Genomic DNA, 23,384 nt, shown 5'->3' on the forward strand with positions numbered 1-23,384 from the left:
CCGAATGGTGCGCGCGCCCAGGCGCCCCCGCCCGGCGCGCCTGGGCCGGCGGGCCCCGAAAGCGGCCGCCCGACCCTCCCTACACTATGCCCAGGAGATCCTTCAGCTGCGCCACCTTGGACCGGCTGACGGGAATCAGCGACTGCTCGTTGTCCACCATGGTCAGGCTGACCGAATCCTTGTTGCGCACCAATTCCACGATGTGCTGAATGCTCACGATATGGCTGCGGTGCACCCGCACGTAGACGTCCGGGTCGAGCCGGTTTTCAAGATCGCTCAGGGAAAGGTTGGACAGAAAGCGGTCGTCCTTGGTGGCGATGGTCGTGTAATGCCCGTCCCCCTGGAAACGGACCACATCGGCCAGATCGATGAGCACCACCCGGTTCTTCCGGAACACCGGAATCTTGTACAGGCGCCGCGGCGGCACCGGCTGGGCCGAGGCCATGGGCGTGGGCATCGTCGTGACGTCGGTCAGATCGTAGAACACCATGCAGGTGCCCATGAGGCCTTGCTCGCCGACCATTTTCGACGCCTTGACCATCAATACCTTGTCGGGGATGTTGATCATCATGGCCACCGGGGGCGGAGACTTGATCGGACAACCCACCGGATCCCGGGACTCAAGCATGAAGCTCAGCTTCCCGCGGCTGCGCTCGGGGTGCAGCTGCAGGACATCCAGCCCCAGCAAGCCGTTTTTCCTGACCCCCAGGGACTGCTCCGCCGCGGGGGCGAGAATCTGCATCGCGACGTCGTTCAGCGCCGTCACGCGGTTGGACGAATCGAGCCACACCATGCCCGGATTGAATTGCTCCAGCCTGTGCTGGAAGGTTTCGTTTCTTTGTGTCTCCTGCATTGCACACCTCCAGGCTCTATTCGGCCGATTTCTTGTGAAGTGCCGCCCCGAGCCGCGAATTCACCCTTTTATTTTCTTGCCGCGACCGCCGCCCGCTGGATCGGTTCACCGCCGATCCGGGGCGTTTGGCGTGGCGAAAACCGCCGTTCGTGCAATTGAATTGAATCGCGCCAGGGGTTGATGTCATGCTGTTGGCAGATAAAAAACAATATACCAGACATCAAGGAGACAACCGTGATCCCTCGTCCATTCGAGTACCACGCGCCGCGCAGCCTGCCCGACGCCATCGGGCTGCTGAGCCGGCTCGGCGACGAAGCCAAGCTCTTGGCCGGCGGCCACAGCCTCTTGCCCATGATGAAGCTGCGGTTCGCGCAACCCGGGCACCTCATCGACCTGGCCGGAATACCCGGCCTGAAAGGCATACGCGAAGTCGGCGGCGAAATCCGCATCGGCGCGATGACGACCGAGAACGAACTGATCTGGTCGGAACTGCTGCAGCAGAAATGCCCTCTGCTGGTCGAAGGCGCGCGCCTGATTTCCGACCCTCAAGTCCGCTACAAGGGCACGCTGGGCGGCGATATTTCCCATGGCGACCCGGGCAACGACCACCCCGCCCTCATGCTGGCGCTGGGGGCCGCCTTCGTCCTGGCGGGCCCGTCCGGCGAACGCATCGTGCCCGCCGGCGAGTTCTTCCTGGGCACCTATTACACCGCGCTGGAACCCACCGAGATCCTCACCGAGGTCCGCATCCCCACGCCGGCGCCGGGCGCCGGCCATTGCTACAGCAAGCTCAAGCGGAAAACCGGCGACTTCGCCACCGCCGCCGCCGCCGTGCTGCTGCGCATGGACGGCGCCGCGGTCGGCTCCGTTTCCATTGCCCTGACCAACCTCGCCCCGACGGCCTTCAGGGCGCAAGCGGCCGAAGCATTCCTGGCGGGCAAGGAACTCGACGACCGGACGATCGCGCAAGCCGCCGAACTGGTCATGGCCGCATGCGATCCGGTCGCCGACCTGCGCGGCGACATCCAATACAAGACCGCCATGGCCGGCGTCATGACGGAACGCGCCCTGCGCGCCGCGCATGCGCGCGCCGCCCGCTGAAACGGAGAACCCACATGAGCAAGAAAACCCTGGTGTCCTTCACCCTGAACGGCAAAGCCACCGACGTCGCCGTCGAACCGCGCGAACTCCTCATACATACCCTGCGCGAGCGCTGCCAGCATACCGGGCCGCACATCGGCTGCGAGACCTCGCACTGCGGCGCCTGTACGGTCGACATCGACGGCATGTCGGTGAAGTCCTGCACCATGCTCACGGTGCAGGCCGAGGGCAGCGAGATCCTGACCGTGGAAGGCCTGGCGCAAGGCGGCGAGCTGCACGCCATACAGGAAGCCTTCATGCAGGAGCACGGCCTGCAGTGCGGCTTCTGCACGCCCGGCATGATCACCCGCGTGTACCGGCTGCTGCAGGAAATACCCGACCCCAGCGAAGAAGAAATCCGCTACTGGATCGCCGGCAACCTGTGCCGCTGCACGGGCTATCAGAACATCGTCAAGGCCGTCCAGCACGCCGCCAAGAAACTGCGCGGCGAAGCCGTCCAATCCTCGCACGCCCTGATGGCGGGCGTCGCCAACTGAGAACGCCGGAGACCCGCATGGACACACTCAACCTCGATCGCCTGAGCAAGCTCGAAGGCATAGGCTGCTCGCGCAAGCGCCGCGAAGATCCCCGCTTCATCCAGGGCAAGGGCAACTACGTCGACGACGTCAAGATGCCGGGCATGCTGTTCGGCGCCATGGTGCGCAGCCCCTATGCGCATGCGCGCATCCTGCGGATCGACACCGCGCGCGCGCTGGCGCTGCCGGGCGTGCATGCCGTGCTCACCGCCAACGACCTGAAGCCGCTGAACCTGCACTGGATGCCCACGCTGGCCGGCGACGTCCAGGCCGTGCTGGCCGACGAAAAAGTCTCGTTCCAGAACCAGGAAGTCGCCTTCGTGGTCGCCGACGACCGCTACATCGCCGCCGACGCCGCCGAGCTGGTCGACGTGGAATACGAAGAGCTGCCGGCGGTGGTCGACCCCTTCAAGGCGCTCGAGCCCGACGCTCCGGTCATACGGGACGACCTGCAGGGCAAGGACAGCGGGGCGCACGGCGCGCGCCGGCACCACAATCACATCTTCACCTGGGAGGCGGGCGACAAGGACCGGACCGCGCGCGTGTTCGAGAACGCGGACATCACGGTGAAGGAATCCATGCTGTACCAGCGCGTGCATCCCTGCCCGCTGGAAACCTGCGGCTGCGTGGCGTCCTTCGACAAGGTGCGCGGCGACCTGACGGTGTACATCACCTCGCAGGCGCCGCACGTCGTGCGCACCGTGGTCGGCCTGCTGTCGTCGATTCCCGAATCCAAGATCCGCGTCATCTCGCCGGACATCGGCGGCGGCTTCGGCAACAAGGTCGGCGTCTACCCGGGCTACGTGGCCGCCATCGTGGCTTCCATCGTGCTGGGCCGCCCGGTCAAATGGATAGAATCGCGCACCGAGAACCTCAGCTCCACCGCCTTCGCGCGCGACTATCACATGACGGGCGAGCTGGCCGCCGACGCCGACGGCCGCATCAAGGCGCTGCGCGTGCACGTCACCGCCGACCACGGCGCCTTCGACGCATGCGCCGACCCGACGAAATTCCCCGCCGGCATGTTCCATGTCTGCACCGGCTCCTACGACATTCCCAACGCCTTCGTCTCGGTCGACGGCGTCTACACCAACAAGTTCCCCGGCGGCGTCGCCTATCGCTGCTCCTTCCGCGTCACCGAAGCCGTCTACATCATCGAGCGCATGGTCGACGTGCTCGCCCAGAAGCTGGGCATGGACAAGGCCGAGATCCGCCTGAAGAACTTCATCCCCAAAGAGCGCTTCCCCTACCAGACGCCGCTGGGCCTGGAATACGATTCCGGCGACTACGACACGGCGCTGCGCAAGGTGATGGACGCCGTCGACTACCGCGCGCTGCGGGCCGAGCAGGCGCGGCGGCGCGCCGATCCCCAGGCCGAATGGCTGATGGGCATAGGCCTGTGCACCTTCACCGAAATCGTGGGCGCCGGGCCGTCCAAGATGTGCGACATCCTCGGCCTGGGCATGTTCGACTCCTGCGAGATCCGCGTGCACCCCGACGGCTCGGCGATCGCCCGCATGGGCACCATCACCCAGGGCCAGGGCCACCAGACCACCTATGCCCAGATCATCGCCACCGAAGCGGGCATACCCGCATCGGTCATCGAGGTCGAGGAAGGCGATACGTCCACCGCGCCCTACGGCCTGGGAACCTATGGGTCCCGCTCCACGCCCGTGGCCGGCGCCGCCATCGCCCGGGCGTCGCGCAAGATCCGCGAAAAAGCGCGCCTGATCGCCGCGCATCTGCTGGAAGTCAGCCCCGACGACGTCGAATTCGACCTGGACCGCTATGTGGTGAAAGGCTCGCCCGACCAGTTCAAGACCATGAAGGAAGTGGCCATGGCCGCCTACAACAACGTGCCCGAGGGCATGGAGATGGGGCTGGAGGCGGTCGACTACTACGATCCGCCCAACTTCACCTTCCCCTTCGGCGCCTACCTGTGCGTCGTCGAGGTCAACCGGTATTCCGGCGAAACCCGGGTCAGGCAGTTCTATGCCCTGGACGATTGCGGCACGCGCATCAATCCGATGATCATCGAAGGCCAGGTGCACGGCGGGCTGACCGAGGGCTATGCCGTCGCCATGGGCCAGGAAATGCCTTACGACGACGCGGGCAACCTGCTGGGCGCGACGCTGATGGACTACTTCGTGCCCACGGCGGTGGAAACGCCCACATGGCAGACCGACTTCACCGTCACGCCGTCGCCCCATCACCCGCTGGGCGCCAAGGGCGTGGCGGAATCCCCGCACGTCGGGTCCATTCCCTGCTTCACGTCCGCGGTCGTCGACGCCTTCGCCCACCTGGGCGTCACGCACATGAACATGCCGCACAACGCCTACCGGGTATGGCGGCAAAGCCATGCCCTGGGCCTGGATAAACGCTAACCATCCGAGAACCCATGCAAGCGATACTAGACAAGGTTTACCCCATGCCATGCCACGCCGGCACGGCATGGCAGTTCCTGCAGGACATCGAAGGCGTCGCCGGCTGCATGCCGGGCGCGAGCATCACCGAGCGCATCGACGACCAGCACTACAAAGGCGCGGTGTCGGTGCGCGTCGGGCCCGCGACCATGTCGTTCAAGGGCCAGATCACAGTGCTGGACGTCGATGCCGCCACACAGACCCTGCGCCTGTCCGGCAAGGGCACCGACAGCACGGGCACGTCGGGCGCGTCCATGGACCTGGTCGCCACCGTGCGGGCCACGGGCGACACCTGCGAACTCATCGGAAAAAGCACCATCACCCTGAACGGCAAGGCGGCGGCCTTCGGCGGACGCATGATGGACACGGTGTCCGAGCAGATACTGAAGCAGTTCACCGCGAATTTCGCCGAGCGGGTCCAGGCCTTGCAGGCGCAAGCGGACACCGCGGCGAACGGCGGCGACACGCCCGGGCCGGCCGCGCCGGCCACGGCGCCCGGCCGCAGGGCCGGCCGGAAGGCGAATGAGCTCAACGGGCTGGCGCTGTTGTGGGCCGTCGTCGCCGACTGGTTCCGCCGCCTGTTTTCGCGCAAGCCCGTGTAGAGGCCGGGAGTCGCCATGCCTGCCGAGCAAGCCGACCGGGTTTCCGACTTCAAGCAGTTGCTGGCCGGACACGGATACGTGGCCGATTCCAGCCTGGCGTCCACCCTGCTACTCACGACGGGCCTGGCGCGCCCCTTGCTGCTGGAGGGCGAAGCCGGCGTCGGCAAGACCGAGGTCGCCAAGGCGCTGGCGCTGGCGCGCGGCACGCGGCTGATACGCCTGCAGTGCTACGAGGGCCTGGACGCGCATTCCACTCTGTACGAATGGAATTATCAGCGCCAGCTGCTGGCGATCAAGCTCTTCGAGCACGACGAGCGCAGCGCCGCCGAGAAAGAGCGGGACATCTTTTCGGAACCGTATCTGCTCAAGCGGCCGCTGCTGGAGGCCCTCTGCGCATCGCCCGCGGCCGTGCTGCTGATCGACGAAATCGATCGCGCGGATGAAGCCTTCGAAGCCTATCTGCTCGAGCTGCTGTCGGACTACCAGGTGTCCATCCCCGAGTTCGGCACCATACGCGCACGCACGCGCCCCATCGTCGTGCTGACGTCCAACGGCACGCGCGAGCTCTCCGACGCCTTGCGCCGCCGCTGCCTGTATCACTATGTCGACTACCCCGACTTCTCCAAGGAATTGATGATCGTCCAGGCCCGCGTGCCCGAGGCGCCGCAGGCATTGGCGCGCCAGGTCGTGGAATTCGTGCAGTCCCTGCGCCGGCTGGACCTCAGGAAGAAGCCCGGCATCGCCGAAACCCTGGACTGGATCGGCGCGCTGCTGCAGCTGGGCGTGAGCACATTGGACGAACACGGGACCGACCGCATCATGGAGTCCCTTTCCGCGCTTCTCAAGACCCGCGAAGACCGCGCCCGGATGACGCGGCCGGCCATAGAAAAGCTGGTGGCGTCATGCTGAGCGAACGGATCCAGTCCCGCTACGTGGGCTTCGCGGGTTTCCTGCGCGCCAACGGCTTCAAGCACGCGGACGCCGCCGCCGGGCTGCGGGCGCTGGCCCTCGCCGGCCACCTGGACGGCGACGTCGTCCGCTGGACCTTGCGCGCCGCACTGTGCGGATGCCCGCGGGAATGGCGCCGCTTCGACGAGCTCTTCGATCTCTGGTTCCTGCCCGGCGCCCGGCGCCGGCGCACCGAGCTCCGGGCTTCCGGCGCGGGCCGCCTGGACGCCGGGCCGCCCGGCACGCTGCCCGGCGGCGGGCCGGGCACGCCCCTGGACGCCCCCGCGCAGCAGCGCGAAGACGCGCCCGGCGGCGCCGGCTCGGAAGGCGCGAGCCCGCAGGAAGCGCTGAAGTCGGCCGACTTCCGCCATCTGCACGAACCCGGTTTCCTGCGCGCCCTGGACGCCCTGATGCAGGACTTCGTGAAGCGGCTCCTGCGGATCGAACTGCGCCGCGACCGGCCGTCATCGTCCCGCGGCCGCCGCCTGGATCTCGCCCGTTGCCTGCGGCGCAGCGTGTCCCACGGCGGCATTCCCTTCGAGCTGGCCTGGCGCACGCGCCGCAAGCGGCGCCCCGGCCTGGTCCTGCTGCTGGACGTCAGCCGTTCCATGAGCCTGTACAGCTTCTTCTACCTGAGGCTGGCGCGGGTGCTCGCCTCCCTCCTGACCGACGTGCACTGCTTCATGTTCCACACCCGCCTGGTCGGCATCGGCCAGGCGCTGCGCGATCCCGATCCCGTGCGCGCCCAGGAAAGCCTGGGCCTTTTGTCCAGCGGCTGGGCCGGCGGCACGCGCATCGGCGACGCGCTGGAGCAATTCAACCGCGACTATGCCGCCAGGCTGCTGCACGCCCGAAGCTGCGTGCTCATCGCCAGCGACGGCTACGACACCGGCTCGGCCGCGCAGACGGCCGACGCCCTCACCGCCTTGCGCCGCCGCGCCCGCAGCATTATCTGGCTCAATCCCCTGGCGGGACGGCCGGGCTACACCCCGGTGTCGGCGTGCATGCAGGCGGCCCTGCCCTTGATCGACCGGCTCGTCCCCGCCGGCAATCTGGCGAGCCTGGAACGAGCCTTGCCCGACATTCTGAGAGCCTGCCGATGAATACGACCGCCCCCGACACGGCCCTGCTGTCCGAAGCACTGCGCCTGTCCGAGCAAGACCGGCCATACGCCTGGGCCACCGTCGTCCGCGCCGCGCCACCCACTTCCGCCTACGTCGGCGCCCAGGCCATCGTGACGGCCGAAGGCTCGCTGCTGGGCTGGGTGGGCGGCGGCTGCGCCCGCGACATCGTCGTGCAGTCATGCCTCGGCGCCATTCAAGACGGAAACCCCCGGCTGATCCGCATCAGCAACGACGGCCAGGTCAGCGACCCGGACACGGAACACCACGCCATGCCTTGCGCCAGCAACGGCGCGCTCGAGCTCTTCATCCAGCCCGTCCGGCCGGCGCCCGCGCTGTGCATCGCCGGCTCGACGCCCGCGGCCATGGCGGCGGGCGCAATCGCCGGCGTCCTGGGCTGGCGCGTTTCGCACGGCCGCCCCGGGGTGGACGGCCCGCCGCCGGACTACGTGCTGGTCGCCACCCAAGGCGCGGACGATGCGGAAAACCTGGAATGGGCGCTGAGCAGCCCGGCGAGGAAGGTGCTGCTCATTGCAAGCCGCCGCAAGGCCGAGGCCCTGGCGGACGCGATGCGGCGCGCCGGGCTCGGCGAATCCAGGCTGTCCGACCTCGAAAGTCCCGCCGGGCCGGACATCCAGGCCGGCACGCCCGCCGAAGTAGCGCTCGCCGCCGTCGCCGGGCTGGTGCGCGCGCACCGCCGGGCGAGCGGCGCCGCGCCAAGCCGCGACGCCCACCTGGACGAGCCCCGCGCCGCCGAACCCGCCGCCGCGCGGGCCGCCGCCGCGGCGTACGTCAATCCGGTGTGCCTGCGCCCCATCGATCCGGCAAGCGCCCTGCACACGGTGTCGATCGAGGGCGCCACGCATTATTTCTGTTGCAACGGCTGCAAGGCCAAGTTCGACGGCGACCCCATGAAATACCTGGAAATCGCGCGGCGCATGCCCGGGGCCGGCCACGGCCCGGAGGCCGCATGAAGTTCTCCGCCGTTCTCCTGGCCGCGGGCGCCTCACTCAGGATGCGCGGACGCCACAAGATGCTGCTGCCCGCGCCCGTCGAGCCGGTCGTGCGCCGCAGCGCCCGGTCGGTCGAGCAGTCCGGCGCCTGCGAAGTGGTCGTGGTCACCGGCCACGGCCACGAGCGGGTCGCCGAAGCGCTGGCGGGCTTGCGCGTGCGCCTCGTGCACAACCCGGATTACCGGCAAGGCCAGATGGTGTCCGTCAACACCGGCCTGGCCGCTCTGGTCCAGCCCTGCGATGCCGTCATGGTGTGCCTCGCCGACCAGGTCCTGCTCACCCCGGACGACTATGCCGAGCTGGCGCGCGCCTTCGCGCGCAGGCCGCATGGGTCGATACTGGTGCCCTGTTTCGAGGGCAGGCGCGGGAATCCCGTCATGTTCGACAGCCGGCACATGGCCGGGATCCTCGCGGGGCGCCACAAGCTGGGCTGCCGCAAGCTGGTGCAAGACAATCCCGAGGCGGTCTACGCGCACGAGGTCGCGCACGACGCCTACGTGTCCGATCTGGACACGCCCGAAGACTACGCCCGGATTCTGCGGCGCCTGGCGGCATCCGAATCGCTCGCGCCATGAAGCACGGCTCGCCCCTCTTCGCCTGTCATGGCATGCCGCTGGCCGGCCTGGGCATGCTCGCCGGCATGGCGGCGGACGCCGGGCAAGGCGGCTTCATCCTGCTGGCCGATCTATGCGCCGGGCCTCGGCCGCCGGGCTTCCTCGATCTCCTGCGCCTGCACTGGCTGTGCCTGCCCTTCATGCATGCTGGGATGGTGGTCGCCGGCCTGCTGGCGGCGGCCCTGGCCCCGGGGCGGGCGCCCGGCGCCGCGGAGGCCGCCCGGCGGGTGCTGGCCGGCCTGTCCAGTTCCGCCTGGATGATTCTCGGCATGAATCTGGGCGGCCATCTTCTGCTCCGGTCCTGGTTTCCCCTTGAAGACACCGGCGGCGCCGCCCCGATGGCGGCGGCGATGACGGCGGGCATGGCGGCCGCCATGCTTGCCTGGGCCCGGTTGAGCCGCTTGTGCGGCCCGCGCCCGGCGCCGCGCCGACCGAAACACCCATTACACGACGAGGCGCTTCCATGAACAGCACCGATCTATCCGTACTGGCCCGCTGCATCGGCTGGCTGGAAGCCGGCCGCCGCGCGGCCCTGGTCACCGTCGTCCGCACCTGGGGGTCGGCGCCCAGGCCCGAGGGCGCCTGGCTGGCCATCCGCGACGACGGGCAGATCTTCGGCTCGGTTTCGGGCGGCTGCATCGAAGACGACCTGGTCCACCGGGTGCGGCACGAGGGCTTGCTGGACGCCGATGCCCCGAGCTGCGTGGTCTACGGCGTGGCCAAGGAAGACGCCGCCAGATTCGGGCTTCCCTGCGGCGGCACGCTGGAACTGGTCGTCGAGCCGCGGCCGGACCTGGACTTGCTGCGCGCCCTGCTGCGGCGCATCCAGGCCAAGCGCATCACGCTGCGCGAGCTGGACGTCCGCGACGGCGCCTGCCTGCTGCGCGACGCCGACCGGTCGGCCAGGCCGGAATTCGATGGCGTGACGATGCGCTCGGTCTACGGCCCGCGATGGCGGCTGGTCCTGATCGGAGCCGGGGAATTGTCCCAATGCGTGGCGCAGATCGCCATGGGCGCCGACTATGAGGTGGTCGTCATCGATCCTCGTGAAGAGTTCCTGAGCGGCTTTCTGGTTCCCGGCGCGACGCTGATCCAGGGGATGCCCGACGATGCCCTGCTCGAGCTGGACGTCGATGCGCATACGGCCATCGTGGCGCTGACGCATGACCCGAAGCTGGACGACATGGCGCTGCTCGAGGCGCTGAAGTCGGCGGCCTTCTATGTAGGCGCGCTGGGCAGCCGGCGCAATACCAGAAGCCGCAAGGCCCGCCTGCTGGACTTCGATCTCTGCCCGGATGAGGTGGAGCGGCTGCATGGGCCGACGGGGCTGTACCTGGGCGCGCGGACACCCGCGGAGATCGCAATCGCGATACTGGCGGAGCTGACCTGCGTCAAATACCGGGTGCCGGTGCTGCAGAAGCGCGAGATCCCGGGCGCGGAGCTATGGCGCCGGCATGCGGGGCTTGCCGGCGAGGCCGGCGCCGATGGGGCCGCGGGTGTCCCGGGGGGCGGTTGCAGCGCCCCGTCAGTTCAGTTCCGTGAGTAACAAGCGCCAGAACTCCAGCCTTTTTCCCAGCGTCGACACCAGGACATGCTCTTGCAGAGTATGGGCGCCATCGCCGTCCGCGCCGATGCCGTCGATGGTGGGAACACCCAGAGCGGCCGTGAAATTCGCATCGCTGCCGCCGCCCGTCATGGGCGCCTCGTCCAGCTGGAAGCCGGCGCGCCGCGCGCAGCCCTGGGCCACGGCGAGCAGCTGCGCCGTGCCTTCGCTGCGCGTCATCGGCGGACGGTTCAGCTCCGCCTTCACGATCAGTTCGACATCGGGATCGACGGCCGTCAGCGCCCGGATCCGGGACAGGACCAGTTCCGCCGCTTCCCGGTCCGGGACCCGGAAGTCCACGACCGCGCGGCATTCGCCCGGGACGACGTTGGTGGCGGTTCCGCCGTTCAGCGTGCCGACGCTGACGGTGATGCCCCGCGCATAATCGGTCATGGCTTCCAGCGCCAGCACCTGATGCGCCATCTCCTTGATCGCGCTGCGCCCTTTTTCATGGGCGACGCCGGCGTGCGCCGGCCTGCCGCGCGCGGTCAGCCTGGCCATGCCGGTGCCCTTGCGCGCCGTCACGCAGCGGCCTCCTTCGGCGCGCGCCGGTTCGGTCACCAGCACGCAGCGGGCGCCGGCGGCGTGGCGTTCGATGCTGGCCCGCGAGGCGTGGCTGCCGGTTTCCTCGTCCGGTGAAAACAGATAATCGACGGGCAGCGCGGTGCCGCCGTTCGCCGTCGCCTGCCCCAGGGCGGCCAGGGCGAGATAGGCGCCGGCCTTCATGTCGTAGGTGCCGGGGCCGTACAAGCGGTCGCCTTCGATGCGGATCGGATTCTGGCTCAGGGTGCCAACGGGATGCACGGTGTCCAGGTGCGCCAGGATCAAGATGCCGGCCCGCTCGTCCCCGGGCTTGCGATTGCTGACGCGCAGCAGGGGGCCGACGTCGCCGTCCAGGGTTTCGATGCAGGCATTCAAGCCCAGCCGGCGCGCTTGCCGCTCGGCCATCCGCATCATCTGCCCGACCCGCTCGGGGTCGTGCGTCGGCGATTCCAGCCGCACCCATTCCTCGATGCCGGCAACGAGGCTTTCCGTGGTTTCCCTGTTCATTGCACCTTCCATGTGAAGTTAAATGCGCCCAAGCAAGACGCATGGCGCCGCGCGCCGCCCATTCTACCTTCGACCCGGCCCAGGCACCGCGCCGCGGGCTTCCGGCTTGCATTACACTCATATCAAATAAACTGAAGGATGACGGCGCCATGGCGTTCACGACGGAAAACGTCAAGGTCTTTCTTGCCGTGCTGGACACGGGCAGTTTCTCGGCCGCCGCCCGCCGGCTCGGCCGGGTGCCGTCCGCGGTCAGCATGATGATCGCCCAGCTCGAGGCGGAGCTGGACCTGCCCCTGTTCGACCGCTCGGGCCGCGAGCCGCGCCCCACCAGCGCCGCGCTTGCCCTGGAACCGCAGGCGCGGCAATTGGCGGGGCAGCTGCGGCAATTGCAGACCCATGCGCTCGCGCTGCACAAGGGGCTGGAAAGCCGCCTGACGCTGGCGATTGCGCCCGAACTGCTGTCGGCGCCCTGGAACGATCCGCTCGCCCTGCTTTCCAGCGAGTTTCCCTCGCTCGAAGTGGAGGTCCTGTCGGCGCCGCAGGCCGATGCGCTGCGCATGCTTCAGCAGGGGTCAGCCCAGCTGGCCATCGTGTTCGAGCGCCCGGGCACCGACGAACACGAAGCCTTCCAGGAGTTCAGCAGCGAAATCCTGGTCGCCGTCATCGCGCCCGGGCATCCGGTGTTCTCGAACGGCCGCAAGATGCCGCGCCAGGAAGACCTGATCGACGTCCGGCAGATCATCGTCGCGAGCCGCGACGGGCACGACACCGATCCGCGCATGGTCGTGTCGCGGCAGACATGGCGCACCGACAACTACCTGGCCACCCTGAGCCTGGTGCGGACGGGGCTGGGCTGGGCCTATCTTCCGCGTTCCCTGGTGAAGCCGCTGACCGACAGCGGGGCCCTCGCCGAAATCACTTTCGAGAACATCAGCAACCAGCTGCAGCTGTGGGTGGACATCGTCTGGCTGCGGGACCGCCCCTTGGGCTTGGGCGCGCGGCGCTTCATCGAGCTGGTCCGGCAGCTGCGCGGCCCGCGCCAGGTCGGCGGTCAATAGCTTTTGGCGGCCGGGCCGGCGCAGCGCGCGGCCGAACCGGATTTCGCGGAAGATCCCGCCGGCATGGCCGATGCGGGCAGCCCGAAGACCTTGTCGAAAACCAGGCTGAACACAAAGGTGTAGACCAGGAAGAACACGATGAAGCCCAGGTCCAGGACGAAGGCTTCCCACCAGGAGACCTCCAGCCACCACGCGAAAAAGGGCACGAACGCCACGATGAGGCCGCCCTCGAAGCCGATGGCGTGCGCCACGCGGCGCCCGACGCTGCGGCCCTTGACGGCCTGGCGCGATTCCCAGAATTCAAAGACGGCATTCCAGACCAGGTTCCAGGCCACGGCGATCAAGGACGCGGCGACGGCCGCGACGCCCGCCTGCCCCGGCGCGTGCCCGAGCATCGCCAGCGCGACGCTGGTCAGGATGACGGCGATGAATTCATAAAGCGACACATAAACCACCCTGCGCTTGAGGCCCTGCATGCTGCGACTCCGTGAAAAACTCGACTGAACCGTGAAAATATATCTTTGCGAGCATGCAAAAAAAAGTCAGCTTCTATCAGTTTTACTGAAAGATCGTGGAATCAACGGGTTTATCCCCTATTGAATTTATTGCGCAATCCGGCTACGCTTGCGTCCGTTCACTATCGATCATGCAGAAGAGTCCGGCCACGCGCGCCGGCGCCGACGGAGCAACCGCCCCGGAAACTCTCAGGCCACAGGACTGCAAGGATCAGGACAATCTGGAGAGCGGCGCATTGGCGCCCACCGAAGGGGAACCCGGCGCACGCCCGGGTGAAACTCTCAGGTAAACGGACAGATGGGGCGTCGCCGTCATACGGTGGCGACCACATTTTCCTGGAGCTCTCATGCACCACATCGCCGTCATCGGCGCCGGGATCACCGGCGTCACGTCCGCCTATGCCCTCGCCAAGCAGGGCTATTCCGTCACCGTCATCGACCGCCTGCGCTACTGCGCCATGGAAACCTCGTACGCGAACGGCGGCCAGCTGTCGGCGTGCAACGCCGAAGTCTGGAACAGCACCTCGACCATCCTGAAGGGCATGCGCTGGATGCTGCGCCGCGACGCCCCGCTGCTGGTCAACCCCTCCCCGAACTGGCACAAGTATTCCTGGATGGCGGAATTCGTGCGCCACGTCGGCAATTATCGCGAGAACACGCTGCGCACCACGCGGCTGGCCATCGAGTCGCGCAAGCATCTGTTCAAGATGGCGGAAGACGAAGGCATAGCCTTCGACCTGGAAAGGCGCGGCATCCTGCACGTCTTCCACGACAAAAAAAGCTTCGAGGCCGGCCGCCGCGTCAATGCGCTATTGCGCGAAGGCGGCCTGGAGCGCCACGAGGTCACGCCCGACGAAGCGCGCGACATCGAGCCCACGCTGACCACGGAATGCTACGGCGGCTTCTACACGCCGTCCGACGCCACGGGCGACATACACAAGTTCACGCGCGGGCTCGCCCAGGCGTGCGAACGCAGGGGCGTCCAATTCCTGATGGACACGGAAGTCGACGGCATCGCTTCCGTCGGCCAAGTCCACAGGCTGAGCATCACGCGGGCAGCGGGGCCCATGGAGCGCCTGGACGCCGACGCCGTCATCGTCTGCGCCGGCACCGCCAGCCGGCGATTCGCCTCGATGCTGGGCGATCGCCTGAACATCTATCCGGTGAAGGGCTATTCCATCACGGTCGAGCTGGAAGACGAGCAAAGCGTCGCCGGCGCGCCCTGGGTCAGCCTGCTGGACGAGGAAGCCAAGATCGTGACCAGCCGGCTGGGGCGCGACCGCTTCCGCGTGGCGGGCACCGCCGAGTTCAACGGCTATAACAAAGACATCCGCGCCGACAGGATACAGCCGCTGACGAACTGGGTCCGCCGCCATTTCTCGCAGGTCGATACCTCGCGCGTCATTCCCTGGGCGGGGCTGCGCCCCATGATGCCCGACATGATGCCGCGGGTGATGGCGGGACGGCGGCCCGGCGTCTTCTACAACACGGGGCACGGGCACCTGGGGTGGACGCTCTCGGCGATCACGGCGCAGATGCTGGTCGACGAGATCGCCCGCGGCGCGGCGCCGGCACGGGTGGCGGTGCCGGCCTGATTTCCGGGCGGTGTTTTATTTTGTAAGGCGCGGCTGCAATGCGCGGCGTGCACGGGAAACGGCGTAGTAAACTTTGCGCTTCATTTCCCGTGCCGAACCCATCATGCTCGACGAGCGCTCTTTCCTTGCGCAGGTTTCGCGCCTGTCGCCACGCGGCAGGTCGGCGGCCAACGACGACGTCCACACCAATCCCTGTCTCAGTTGCGGCGCGTGCTGCGCGCATTTCAGGGTGTCCTTCTATTGCGGTGAAATCGCCGGCGAGGCCGGCGGCACGGTGCCGCCCGAGCTCGTGACGCAAGTCGGCCCCTTGCGCGCCTGCATGAAGGGCACCGAACACGGCGGGCAGCGCTGCGTCGCGCTGCGGGGGGAACTGGGGCGGGAAGGGATTCACTGCGCGATCTACGAGCAGCGCCCTTCGCCTTGCAGGGAGTTTCCGGCGTGGCTGGATGACGGCTCCCCGAATCCGGATTGCCGGCGCGTGCGCATGAAATTCGGCTTGCCGCCGTTGCCGGCGATCACGAAGGACGACGGACTGGATCCGGGGAATACGCCGCCGCAGCATGGGGACGTGGCGGCCTGATCGCGGCGGCCCCCGCCTGCGCAATTCACCGCGCCCAGGACGCCTCGGCCAGCACCGCCAGCGGCCCGGCCTTCCGGATGGGCCCCACCTGATCGGGATGCCTGACATACAAAGCGCCGGCGAAAGCCAGGGCATTGACCGACACCTCGTACGAATGCTCTTGCCGCCTCGGCACCAGCAGCATCCAGCCGTTCTGCACCAGCAGATTGCAAGGCGGCATCAACCCCTCCTCGTCCGGCTCCAGACCCAGCTTCGCGCATGCCAGGTCATAGGCGCGCGACATGCTGGCGGCCGACGCCTCGACATCGGCCGTGCGCTGCGCCAGCACGCGGGCGAACACATGCCGGACCGGCAGGACCCCGTGCTCCGCCAGCGACAGCTCGGGCGCATCGGCCGGCAAATGCGCGATCAGCGGGTCCAGGCTGGCGTTGCCGGGCGCCGCCGGCAGCCATTGCACGTGCTTGTGGCGCTGGCTGGCGCCCGCCGGCGCCCCGCCGTTGTAGAAACCCAGGCCGCCGGATTCCGACAGCAGGCTGGCCAGCACCCAGAAATCCTCATAGGCCAGCGGCAGCCGCTGTTCCTGGAATTCCCGGCGCGCCAGGACCAGGTGGCGGTCGCATACCGGGAATTTGTTCAGGATGGCGACATGGTGGTCGCCGAAGGGGCCGACCGTCAGCGCCGGCTCGGGCGACAGGAAGGGATTGAAATCCGGGTCGCGCGGGCCGCCCGGCATGACGGCGGGCTTGGCTTCGTCTTTCGCGGCCAGCGAAGCCAGCCAGCGGACCATGAACGGCAGGCCGCCGTCGGTGATTTCGATCTGTTCCGCCTGTATGGGCTGCAGCGCGCCCGATGCCAGCGCGGCGGCGGCGCGTTCATCAACGGCTTTCATGAATGCGGTCGTCATGCTTTCCCCCTGTTGCCGAGTGCTCACGCGGGCCATTGTACGGCGGGACCGGCCGTATCCGAAGCCGCCCGCGCTGGACCTCGTCAGCGTTGGCGGGCCCTAGACGAACTTGCCGGCCTGGTAGTCCGAGAAAGCGGCCATCAGCTCTTCCTTGGTGTTCATCACGAAGGGGCCGTACTGGGCGATGGGCTCGTGCAGGGGCATGCCCGCGATCAGCAGCGCGCGCGCCGGGCCCCGTGCCTCGATGACCACGCCGTCCGCGTCGGCATCGTTGGCGAGTATGGCCATGCGATGCAGTTCGACGGGCTTGCCGCCCACTTCCACCTGGCCCCGGTAGACATAGACGAAGGCGTTGGCGCCGGGCGCGATGGATTGCCGGAATTCGCCGGCGCCGTCGAAGTGGATGTCCAGATAAAGCGGCTCCGTCACCTCGCGCTGCATCGCGCCCTGCACGCCGTGGCTGCGCCCGGCGATGACGCGCGCCTTCACGCCTTGCGCCGGCGCGACCTCGGGGATGGCGTCGCTCTGGATGTCCTTGTACCAGGGCGCGACCATCTTGTTGCGGGCGGGCAGGTTCAGCCACAGCTGGAAGCCTTCCATGCTGCCCTCTTCCTGTTCGGGCAGCTCTGAATGCACCACCCCGCGGCCGGCGGTCATCCATTGGACGCCGCCGTTCTGCAGCAGGCCTTCGTTGCCCGCGCTGTCGCGATGGCGCATGCGGCCCGAGATCATGTAGGTGATGGTTTCGAATCCACGGTGGGGATGATCGGGAAAGCCGCCGATATAGTCTTCAGGGTTGTCGGTGCCGAAGTTGTCGAGCATCAGGAAGGGGTCCAGCCGTTTCTGCAGGTCCTGGGTCAGGACGCGGGTCAGCTTGACGCCCGCGCCGTCGGACGTGGCCTGGCCGCGCAGCACGCGTTCGACGGGCCGCGGGCGGGTTACGGTTTCCTGCCGGGCAGGGATGGATGCGACGGTATTCATGGTGTTCTCCAGTGAATGGCTTGGGCGTCGCGGCCGCCGGGAGCAGCGGCCGCGACCTCGATGAATCGATTATAGATAGTTCCAGAACCGGCCATAAGCCACCAAACCTGCAAGTCATCGTTCCAAAATTGAAGCCAATTTTTGATTACCGCTGTCATATACAGACTTTTTTCTGTCACAATCCGGGCATTCGAACATGACCTCCGGAGCGCGCTCCAAAAGATCTTATGGCAGAAATATCAATAGAAGGCGTCAGCAAACGTTACGGCGACGTGACGATCATCGATCGCCTCGACCTCAAGGTGCGGCACGGCGAGTTCTTCACCCTGCTGGGGCCCAGCGGCTGCGGGAAAACGACCCTGCTGCGCATGATCGCCGGCTTCATCGTCCCGGACGAAGGCCGCCTTTTCCTGGACAAGCAGGACATCACGCGCCTGCCCGCGCACAAGCGCGAGACCGGCATGGTCTTCCAGGACTATGCCCTGTTTCCCGACAAGACCGTCTATGACAACGTGGCCTACGGCCTGCGGGTGCGCAAGCTTTCCAGCCAGGAGATCGACAGGAAAGTCGGCGGGATCCTCGCGCGCGTCGAGCTGGGGCACCTGGCCAAGCGCTATCCGGGCGAGCTTTCCGGCGGGCAGCGCCAGCGGGTGGCGCTGGCGCGGGCGCTGGTCATCGAGCCCCGGGTGCTGCTGATGGACGAGCCCTTGTCCAACCTGGACGCGAAGCTGCGCATACAAATGCGGGACGTCATCCGCCAGCTGCAGCAGGAAGCCAACATCACCGCCATTTTCGTCACGCACGACCAGGAAGAGGCCTTGTCGATGTCGGACCGGATCGCGCTGCTGCGCAGCGGCCGGATAGACCAGCTGGACACGCCCGAAGGCCTGTACGGCTCGCCCGTCACCGCCTATGCGGCCGACTTCATCGGCGCCGCCAACCTGATCGACGTGCAGGGCCAGCAAGCGGACGGCGGGCGCACCGTGGTGGCCATCGCCGGCGGCCGAGTCGCCATTCCGGGCGCGCCCCGCGGCGACGCCTGCCAGCTGGCGGCGCGGCCCGAGCACATCGGCGTGCATACCGACGCGGCCGATGCGCGCGTTCCCGCCCAGGTGGTGCACCGGCGCTATCTCGGCTTCAAGGCGACCTACGCCCTGCGCCTCGCCGACGGCAAGATCATCAATGCCGACCTGCCGGCGGCGAGCGACCCCATCCACAGCCCGGGAAGCCCGGTGTTCCTGAGCTTCAGCCCCGATTGCCGCCTGGTGCGCGCATAGCAGACCATGCCAGCCCTTTCCTTCAAAAAAAGCCTCTCGCCCTGGTTCCTGCCGGCGCTGCTATGCCTGCTGGTACTGGTCGCCCTGGTCTTGTGGCCGCTTGCGGCCTTGTTCCACCAAAGCGTGCTGGATCCGAAGACCGGCGCGTTCAGCCTGCACGGTTTCCAGACCTTCTTCGATAGCCCGCGCTATGTGGGCGCGTTCTTCAACACCGTCATGCTGGGCGCCGTCTCGACCCTGGGCTGCCTGCTGCTGGGCGCGCCCCTGGCCTATATCGTGGCGCGCTACGAATTTCCGGGCAAGACCATCGTCGCCCTGCTTCCGCTGGCGACCATCATCCTGCCGGACATCGTGGTGTCGCAAGCCTGGCTGATGCTGCTCGGCAACAACGGCATCGCGCGCCATGCGCTGGAAAGCATAGGCATCGACCTGCCCTCGTTCTACGGCTGGTTCGGTATGACCTACACGCTGATCCTGAACGACTACACCTATGTGTACATCGGCATGCTTGCCGCGTTGAAGGCCATCGACGGCACGATAGAGGAAGCCGCCGTCAACCTGGGCGCGAGCAATCTGCGCCGCGCGCTGACGGTCACCCTGCCGGTGCTGGCGCCGGCCCTGCTGGTCAACGCCATGATCGTCTTCACGCTGGCGGTGGACAACTTCTCGATCCCCATGATTCTGGGCGGCCGGGTCGACGTGCTCTCGTCGCTCACCTACACGACCTTCCTTTCCGAAATGGGCGGGAACCCGACCATGCAGAGCGTGCTGGCCGTCGTCTCCGTGGTGCTGGTGGGCTTCGTGCTGTTCATCCAGAAGCGCGTGGTCGAACGCAAGACCTACCAGATGCAGCAAGGCCGGGCGCCGCTGGCCGTGCGCACGAAAGGCCTGGCCGCCGCGGCGCTCACCGCCTGGGCCGTGCTGTTCGTGGCCTTCACCATGATTCCTGCGGTCACCGTGATCGTGGGCGCCTTCACCAAGGCGAGCGGGCCCGTCATGCAGTATGGGACCTTCACGCTGGAAAACATGGAGCGCGCGCTGCGCAACGCGCCCGAACCCATCCTGAATTCGCTCATGCTCGCCAGCGTGGCCGCCGTGGCCGGCACCTGCTTCGCCACCCTCACCAGCTACCTGATCGTCAAGAAGCGCATGTGGGTGGTGTCCACCCTGGACTACGTCGTGATGCTGCCGCTGGCGATCTCGGGCACCGTGCTGGGCATCGCGCTGATACACACCTACAACAGCGGGATGATCATCCTGACCGGCACCTGGGTCATCATGGCGGCCGCGTACTTCGTGCGCAAAGTGCCGTTCTCCATCCGGTCGGCCTCGGCCTCTCTGTACAGCATTCCCGATTCCATCGAAGAAGCTTCGATCAACCTGGGCGTGTCGCCCATCGCCAGCTTTTTCAAGGTGGTCCTGCCGGTGATGAAACCCGCCATCCTGGGCGCCGCGATCCTGATGTGGGTGACGTCGCTCGCCGAAATCTCGGCCACCATCGTTCTTTACTACGGAGGCATGGAAACCATGCCCATCGAAATGTTCCGCCAGATCGACGCCGGCTATCTGGCGCGCGCGTCGGCCTACGGCGTCATACTCATGTTCGTCATTCTCGTGCCGATCTACCTGGCCGTCCGATTCTTGAAACTGGATCTGTTCTCCAGCCGCTAACCTTAACTTCGAGGAACTACACATGTTCAGCCAACGTTTTGCCAAGCATTGCATGGCCGCCGCGATCGGCGGCGCCGCGCTCCTGCTGGGCCGGGCGGCGATCGCCGCCGAAGCCGTCGTCTACACGTCGAACAACGTCCAGACCATAGACACCGCCCTGGACATCGCCAAGAAAGCCGCTCCGGACCTGTCCATACAGAAGGTCACCTCCGGCACGGGCGCGCTCATGAAGCGCATCGAGGCCGAGGCGGGCAACCCCCTGGGCGACGTCGTCTGGGGCGCGGGCTTCGGCACCATGGCCGCCTTCAAGCAGAACTTCCAGCCCTATGAATCGCCCGAAGCCAAAGGCGTGGACGCCGCGTTCATCGGCCCCGATCACCTGTGGACCGGCACCAATGCCCACGTCATGATCATCATGGTCAACGAAAAGCAGCTCAAGGGCCTGGAAGCGCCCAAGACCTGGAAAGACCTGTTCGATCCCAAGTGGAAGGGCAAGCTGATCGTCGGCGACCCCGCCACCTCGGGCAGCACCTACGACCAGATGTACGGCATCCACCAGCTCTACGGCCAGGAAGGCTTCAACAAGCTGGTCGCCAACGCCGACATCTCCAAGAGCTCCGCGCAGATCTACAAGAGCGTCGCCAACGGGGAATACGCCGTGGGCGTGACCATGGAATACGCCGCCTATGCCTATGTGGCGGGCGGGCAGAAGGAGATCCGCATCGTCTATCCGGAAGACGGCGTGTTCGTGGCGCCCGAAGCCGTGGCGGTCATCAAGAACCCGAAGAACGGCGCGGCGGCCGCGCACAAGCTGTATGACGTCCTGCTCTCCAAGGCGGTGCAGGAAGCCGAGCTGGTGCACAACTTCCGCCGCCCGACGCGCGCGGACATCGATGTCGCCAAGCTGACCAAGCTGCCGAACCTGAGCGACATCAAGATCGAGAAGACCGACCCGCTGAAGGCGGCCGCCGAATACGACAACATCATCGCGGCCTGGAAGAAGGCGACCGAGGCGGCGGGCAAATAAGCATTCCGCGCCGCTTCACATTCTTGCAACACTCGAGCCCGTTTTTTTAGAAACGGGCTTTTTTTTAGGGAATCTTCACGCGTACAATTCTGGCTGCCGGCGCATCCGCCCACGGCGGGCCCGGGATTCAGGCATCACCATCGGAACACACGCATTTTGACTACGAAACGAAGCAAACGCTGGAACGGCGATCTGGACTCCCTTTCTCCGGACTTTCTGAAAGAGGTCTTGGAAAAGATGCAGTCCTACGGCGACCGGATCCAGTTCGAACTCCCCAATAAAGCCGCTCGTCCCAATTACCAGGTCATCGGTCCGACGGACCGGAAGATGGCCTTCGATGACAGGCATCTGATCCTGCGTCTGAACGAAAACGGCAATGTCGGCGACGAACTGACGCCGGTCTATTCCCTGGAAACCATCCGGGCCGCCATGCTGGGCGCCGGCAAGCCCGCCCGCGCCGCCCGGACGGCCCGCGGCGCCGCCCGCCGCGTGGCGAGCGCCGGCCCCGCCCGGGACACGGACGACGACGCCGGCCTCTCGGACCTGGAGCGCCTGACCGGCGTCAGCATGCGCCGCAGCGCCGCCGCGGCCCCCGCTGCCGACGTGGATGCGATCGAGCGGGAAAAATACGCATACTACAAGGCCAACCGCGATGCTTTCCCGGACGGCATCACGAAGTATTCGCAGGAGATCAGCGCGCTGATGCGTGCGGGCGTGCCCGTGGAAGATGCGTTCGAGCAGGTCATCAAGGAGAATTTCCAGTTCTGAGGCGCAGGGGCGGGACCCCGCCCCCCGCCTCTAGGCCAGCGAATCGACCGCCTTCAGTATCCGCCCGAACAAGCCATCCGCATATTCCGAATTGAGCCACCGCACAACCGCGACCATGCGCCTTTCGGGCTCTATCCAAGTGAACGAACTGCCCGCCCCGATCGCAAAATAGCTGGATTCGGGCACGCTCGGAAACACCTTGCGCTGATGATTCAGCCAGATCAGATAGCCATAATACGGCGCCAGATCGCAAGGCCGGCGCATCCGCTGTATCCATTCCCGCGAAATCACCTGCTTGTCCCCGACGCGGCCTTCATTGAGCATCATCTGCCCGATCCTGGCCTGGTCCTCGGCGCTGATGGACAGCCCGCCGCCCCAGTGCGTGCCGCCCGGCACCGACTGCACCCTGCGGCCCGCCACCTCTACCCAGGCATTGTCGTAGCCCACCCACTGCCAGGGATCCGCGGCGCCCACCGGCCCCATGATGGACTCGCCGAAGACCTCCGGCAGCGGCCGCTGGAACAGATGCAGCAGCGACAGCGACAACTGGTTGATGCGCACGTCGTTGTATTCCCAGTAAGTGCCCGGCTTCTGCAACGGCCGCGCGTCGCCCTTGCGGCCGTCGGGCGCCTTGCCGAAGGTGACAGCGCGATAGCGGTCCGCCTGGTCGGGGATGCCGAACAGCTCGCCTTCCCATTCGCTCGTCTGCTGCAGCAGGTGTTCCCAGGTGACGAGCGCATTGTTGCCGCTGTCGAACCCGATGCCGGGCAGCCGCTTGCCCACCGGCTCGTGCACGTCGGGCAGCAGGCCGCGGTCGTGCGCGATGCCGGCCAGCAGGGCGAGGTAGGTCTTGGCCACGCTGAAGGTCAGGTCGGAGCGCCGGGGCTCGCCCCAGGAGGCCACCGTCTTGCCGTCGACCACCACCGTGCCGCTGACGGGGCCGCGGTCGTGCACCGGCCCGAAAAGGCGGTTCCATGGCGGCGGGTCCTGCAGATGCACGCCCCAAACACCGCTGACCTCACGATCCCAGGCGGATTCGTGGTCGACGGCGAATTGCACCGCCTCCTGGAATGCTGCATTGCTTTGCATCAGATCTAGCTCCCGA

The 23,384-nt window shown here is 67.0% G+C and carries 23 protein-coding genes and 2 riboswitches; of the genes, 17 read left to right on the forward strand and 6 right to left on the reverse strand.

Features of this window, described 5'->3' with window-relative positions; all coding sequences use genetic code 11:
• Nucleotides 1-79 precede the first annotated feature (79 nt).
• Nucleotides 80-853 carry a LytTR family DNA-binding domain-containing protein gene (locus H0A72_RS03440; protein ID WP_180153673.1) on the reverse strand — a complete coding sequence of 258 codons (774 nt, stop codon included), beginning with the start codon at nt 851-853 and terminating at the stop codon, nt 80-82.
• 234 nt (nt 854-1,087) lie between these two features.
• On the opposite strand from H0A72_RS03440, the gene H0A72_RS03445 reads away from it, so the two are divergent.
• Genes H0A72_RS03445 through H0A72_RS03490 form a run of 10 tightly spaced genes read left to right on the forward strand, consistent with a single transcriptional unit; the run spans nt 1,088 to nt 10,796 of the window.
• Nucleotides 1,088-1,954, forward strand: coding sequence for an FAD binding domain-containing protein (locus H0A72_RS03445; RefSeq protein WP_180153674.1), 867 nt, complete (start codon nt 1,088-1,090; stop codon nt 1,952-1,954).
• 14 nt (nt 1,955-1,968) lie between these two features.
• A complete protein-coding gene (locus H0A72_RS03450) occupies nt 1,969-2,490 on the forward strand; it encodes a (2Fe-2S)-binding protein (RefSeq protein ID WP_180153675.1) in 522 nt (173 codons plus the stop codon).
• 17 nt (nt 2,491-2,507) lie between these two features.
• Entirely contained in the window at nt 2,508-4,913 is a 2,406-nt protein-coding gene (locus H0A72_RS03455; RefSeq protein ID WP_180153676.1) for an aerobic carbon-monoxide dehydrogenase large subunit, read from the forward strand.
• 14 nt (nt 4,914-4,927) lie between these two features.
• The gene (locus tag H0A72_RS03460; RefSeq protein WP_180153677.1) at nt 4,928-5,554 is read left to right on the forward strand and encodes an SRPBCC family protein; all 627 of its coding nucleotides are present in this window, start codon (nt 4,928-4,930) and stop codon (nt 5,552-5,554) included.
• 15 nt (nt 5,555-5,569) lie between these two features.
• Nucleotides 5,570-6,463 carry an AAA family ATPase gene (locus H0A72_RS03465; protein ID WP_180153678.1) on the forward strand — a complete coding sequence of 298 codons (894 nt, stop codon included), beginning with the start codon at nt 5,570-5,572 and terminating at the stop codon, nt 6,461-6,463.
• Nucleotides 6,457-7,605, forward strand: a complete 1,149-nt coding sequence (locus H0A72_RS03470) for a vWA domain-containing protein (RefSeq protein WP_180153679.1) — start codon at nt 6,457-6,459, stop codon at nt 7,603-7,605. Before H0A72_RS03465 ends, H0A72_RS03470 begins: the two co-directional genes overlap by 7 nt.
• Nucleotides 7,602-8,597 (forward strand): XdhC family protein, encoded by a 996-nt coding sequence (locus H0A72_RS03475; protein ID WP_180153680.1) that lies wholly within the window; start codon nt 7,602-7,604, stop codon nt 8,595-8,597. Before H0A72_RS03470 ends, H0A72_RS03475 begins: the two co-directional genes overlap by 4 nt.
• A complete protein-coding gene (locus H0A72_RS03480; RefSeq protein ID WP_180153681.1) occupies nt 8,594-9,211 on the forward strand; it encodes a nucleotidyltransferase family protein in 618 nt (205 codons plus the stop codon). The genes H0A72_RS03475 and H0A72_RS03480 overlap by 4 nt, the downstream gene beginning before the upstream one ends.
• Nucleotides 9,208-9,717 carry a hypothetical protein gene (locus tag H0A72_RS03485; RefSeq protein WP_180153682.1) on the forward strand — a complete coding sequence of 170 codons (510 nt, stop codon included), beginning with the start codon at nt 9,208-9,210 and terminating at the stop codon, nt 9,715-9,717. The genes H0A72_RS03480 and H0A72_RS03485 overlap by 4 nt, the downstream gene beginning before the upstream one ends.
• The gene (locus tag H0A72_RS03490) at nt 9,714-10,796 is read left to right on the forward strand and encodes an XdhC family protein (protein WP_180153683.1); all 1,083 of its coding nucleotides are present in this window, start codon (nt 9,714-9,716) and stop codon (nt 10,794-10,796) included. The genes H0A72_RS03485 and H0A72_RS03490 overlap by 4 nt, the downstream gene beginning before the upstream one ends.
• Here the strand turns inward: H0A72_RS03490 and H0A72_RS03495 are convergent.
• Entirely contained in the window at nt 10,776-11,903 is a 1,128-nt protein-coding gene (locus H0A72_RS03495; protein WP_180153684.1) for a M20 family metallopeptidase, read from the reverse strand. The two genes, H0A72_RS03490 and H0A72_RS03495, sit on opposite strands and share 21 nt — an antisense overlap.
• Before the next feature lie 149 nt (nt 11,904-12,052).
• On the opposite strand from H0A72_RS03495, the gene H0A72_RS03500 reads away from it, so the two are divergent.
• Nucleotides 12,053-12,961, forward strand: a complete 909-nt coding sequence (locus tag H0A72_RS03500) for a LysR family transcriptional regulator (protein ID WP_180153685.1) — start codon at nt 12,053-12,055, stop codon at nt 12,959-12,961.
• On the opposite strand, the gene H0A72_RS03505 is transcribed toward H0A72_RS03500, so the two are convergent.
• A complete protein-coding gene (locus tag H0A72_RS03505) occupies nt 12,955-13,437 on the reverse strand; it encodes a PACE efflux transporter (protein WP_180153686.1) in 483 nt (160 codons plus the stop codon). The genes H0A72_RS03500 and H0A72_RS03505 overlap by 7 nt on opposite strands.
• Before the next feature lie 163 nt (nt 13,438-13,600).
• Nucleotides 13,601-13,691: riboswitch (glycine riboswitch) on the forward strand.
• A riboswitch (glycine riboswitch) is annotated at nt 13,692-13,784 on the forward strand.
• 39 nt (nt 13,785-13,823) lie between these two features.
• On the opposite strand from H0A72_RS03505, the gene H0A72_RS03510 reads away from it, so the two are divergent.
• Entirely contained in the window at nt 13,824-15,071 is a 1,248-nt protein-coding gene (locus H0A72_RS03510) for a D-amino acid dehydrogenase (protein ID WP_180153687.1), read from the forward strand.
• A gap of 73 nt (nt 15,072-15,144) precedes the next feature.
• Complete coding sequence (locus tag H0A72_RS03515; protein ID WP_425502463.1) at nt 15,145-15,651, forward strand: YkgJ family cysteine cluster protein; 507 nt, start codon at nt 15,145-15,147, stop codon at nt 15,649-15,651.
• A 25-nt stretch (nt 15,652-15,676) separates the two neighbouring features.
• Here H0A72_RS03515 and H0A72_RS03520 read toward each other — a convergent pair whose 3' ends face one another.
• Nucleotides 15,677-16,555 (reverse strand): ATP adenylyltransferase family protein, encoded by an 879-nt coding sequence (locus H0A72_RS03520; RefSeq protein WP_180153688.1) that lies wholly within the window; start codon nt 16,553-16,555, stop codon nt 15,677-15,679.
• Nucleotides 16,556-16,654: 99 nt separating this feature from the next.
• Nucleotides 16,655-17,536, reverse strand: a complete 882-nt coding sequence (locus H0A72_RS03525; protein WP_180153689.1) for a pirin family protein — start codon at nt 17,534-17,536, stop codon at nt 16,655-16,657.
• Between the two features lie 227 nt (nt 17,537-17,763).
• Between H0A72_RS03525 and H0A72_RS03530 the strand changes: the two genes are divergently transcribed.
• The 4 genes from H0A72_RS03530 to H0A72_RS03545 all read left to right on the forward strand — a co-directional run bounded on the left by H0A72_RS03530 (nt 17,764) and on the right by H0A72_RS03545 (nt 22,279).
• Entirely contained in the window at nt 17,764-18,813 is a 1,050-nt protein-coding gene (locus H0A72_RS03530) for an ABC transporter ATP-binding protein (protein WP_180153690.1), read from the forward strand.
• 6 nt (nt 18,814-18,819) lie between these two features.
• On the forward strand, nt 18,820-20,484 hold the full coding sequence (locus H0A72_RS03535) for an ABC transporter permease (protein ID WP_180153691.1): 1,665 nt from the start codon (nt 18,820-18,822) through the stop codon (nt 20,482-20,484).
• Nucleotides 20,485-20,506: 22 nt separating this feature from the next.
• Complete coding sequence (locus H0A72_RS03540) at nt 20,507-21,511, forward strand: extracellular solute-binding protein (protein ID WP_180153692.1); 1,005 nt, start codon at nt 20,507-20,509, stop codon at nt 21,509-21,511.
• Nucleotides 21,512-21,667: 156 nt separating this feature from the next.
• Nucleotides 21,668-22,279 carry a hypothetical protein gene (locus tag H0A72_RS03545; RefSeq protein ID WP_180153693.1) on the forward strand — a complete coding sequence of 204 codons (612 nt, stop codon included), beginning with the start codon at nt 21,668-21,670 and terminating at the stop codon, nt 22,277-22,279.
• A gap of 30 nt (nt 22,280-22,309) precedes the next feature.
• On the opposite strand, the gene H0A72_RS03550 is transcribed toward H0A72_RS03545, so the two are convergent.
• On the reverse strand, nt 22,310-23,368 hold the full coding sequence (locus tag H0A72_RS03550) for a serine hydrolase domain-containing protein (RefSeq protein ID WP_180153694.1): 1,059 nt from the start codon (nt 23,366-23,368) through the stop codon (nt 22,310-22,312).
• Between the last annotated feature and the right edge of the window lie 16 nt (nt 23,369-23,384).

It is taken from the genome of Parapusillimonas granuli, from assembly GCF_013416525.1.
In the GTDB taxonomy this organism is placed as follows: Bacteria; Pseudomonadota; Gammaproteobacteria; order Burkholderiales; family Burkholderiaceae_B; genus Parapusillimonas; species Parapusillimonas granuli.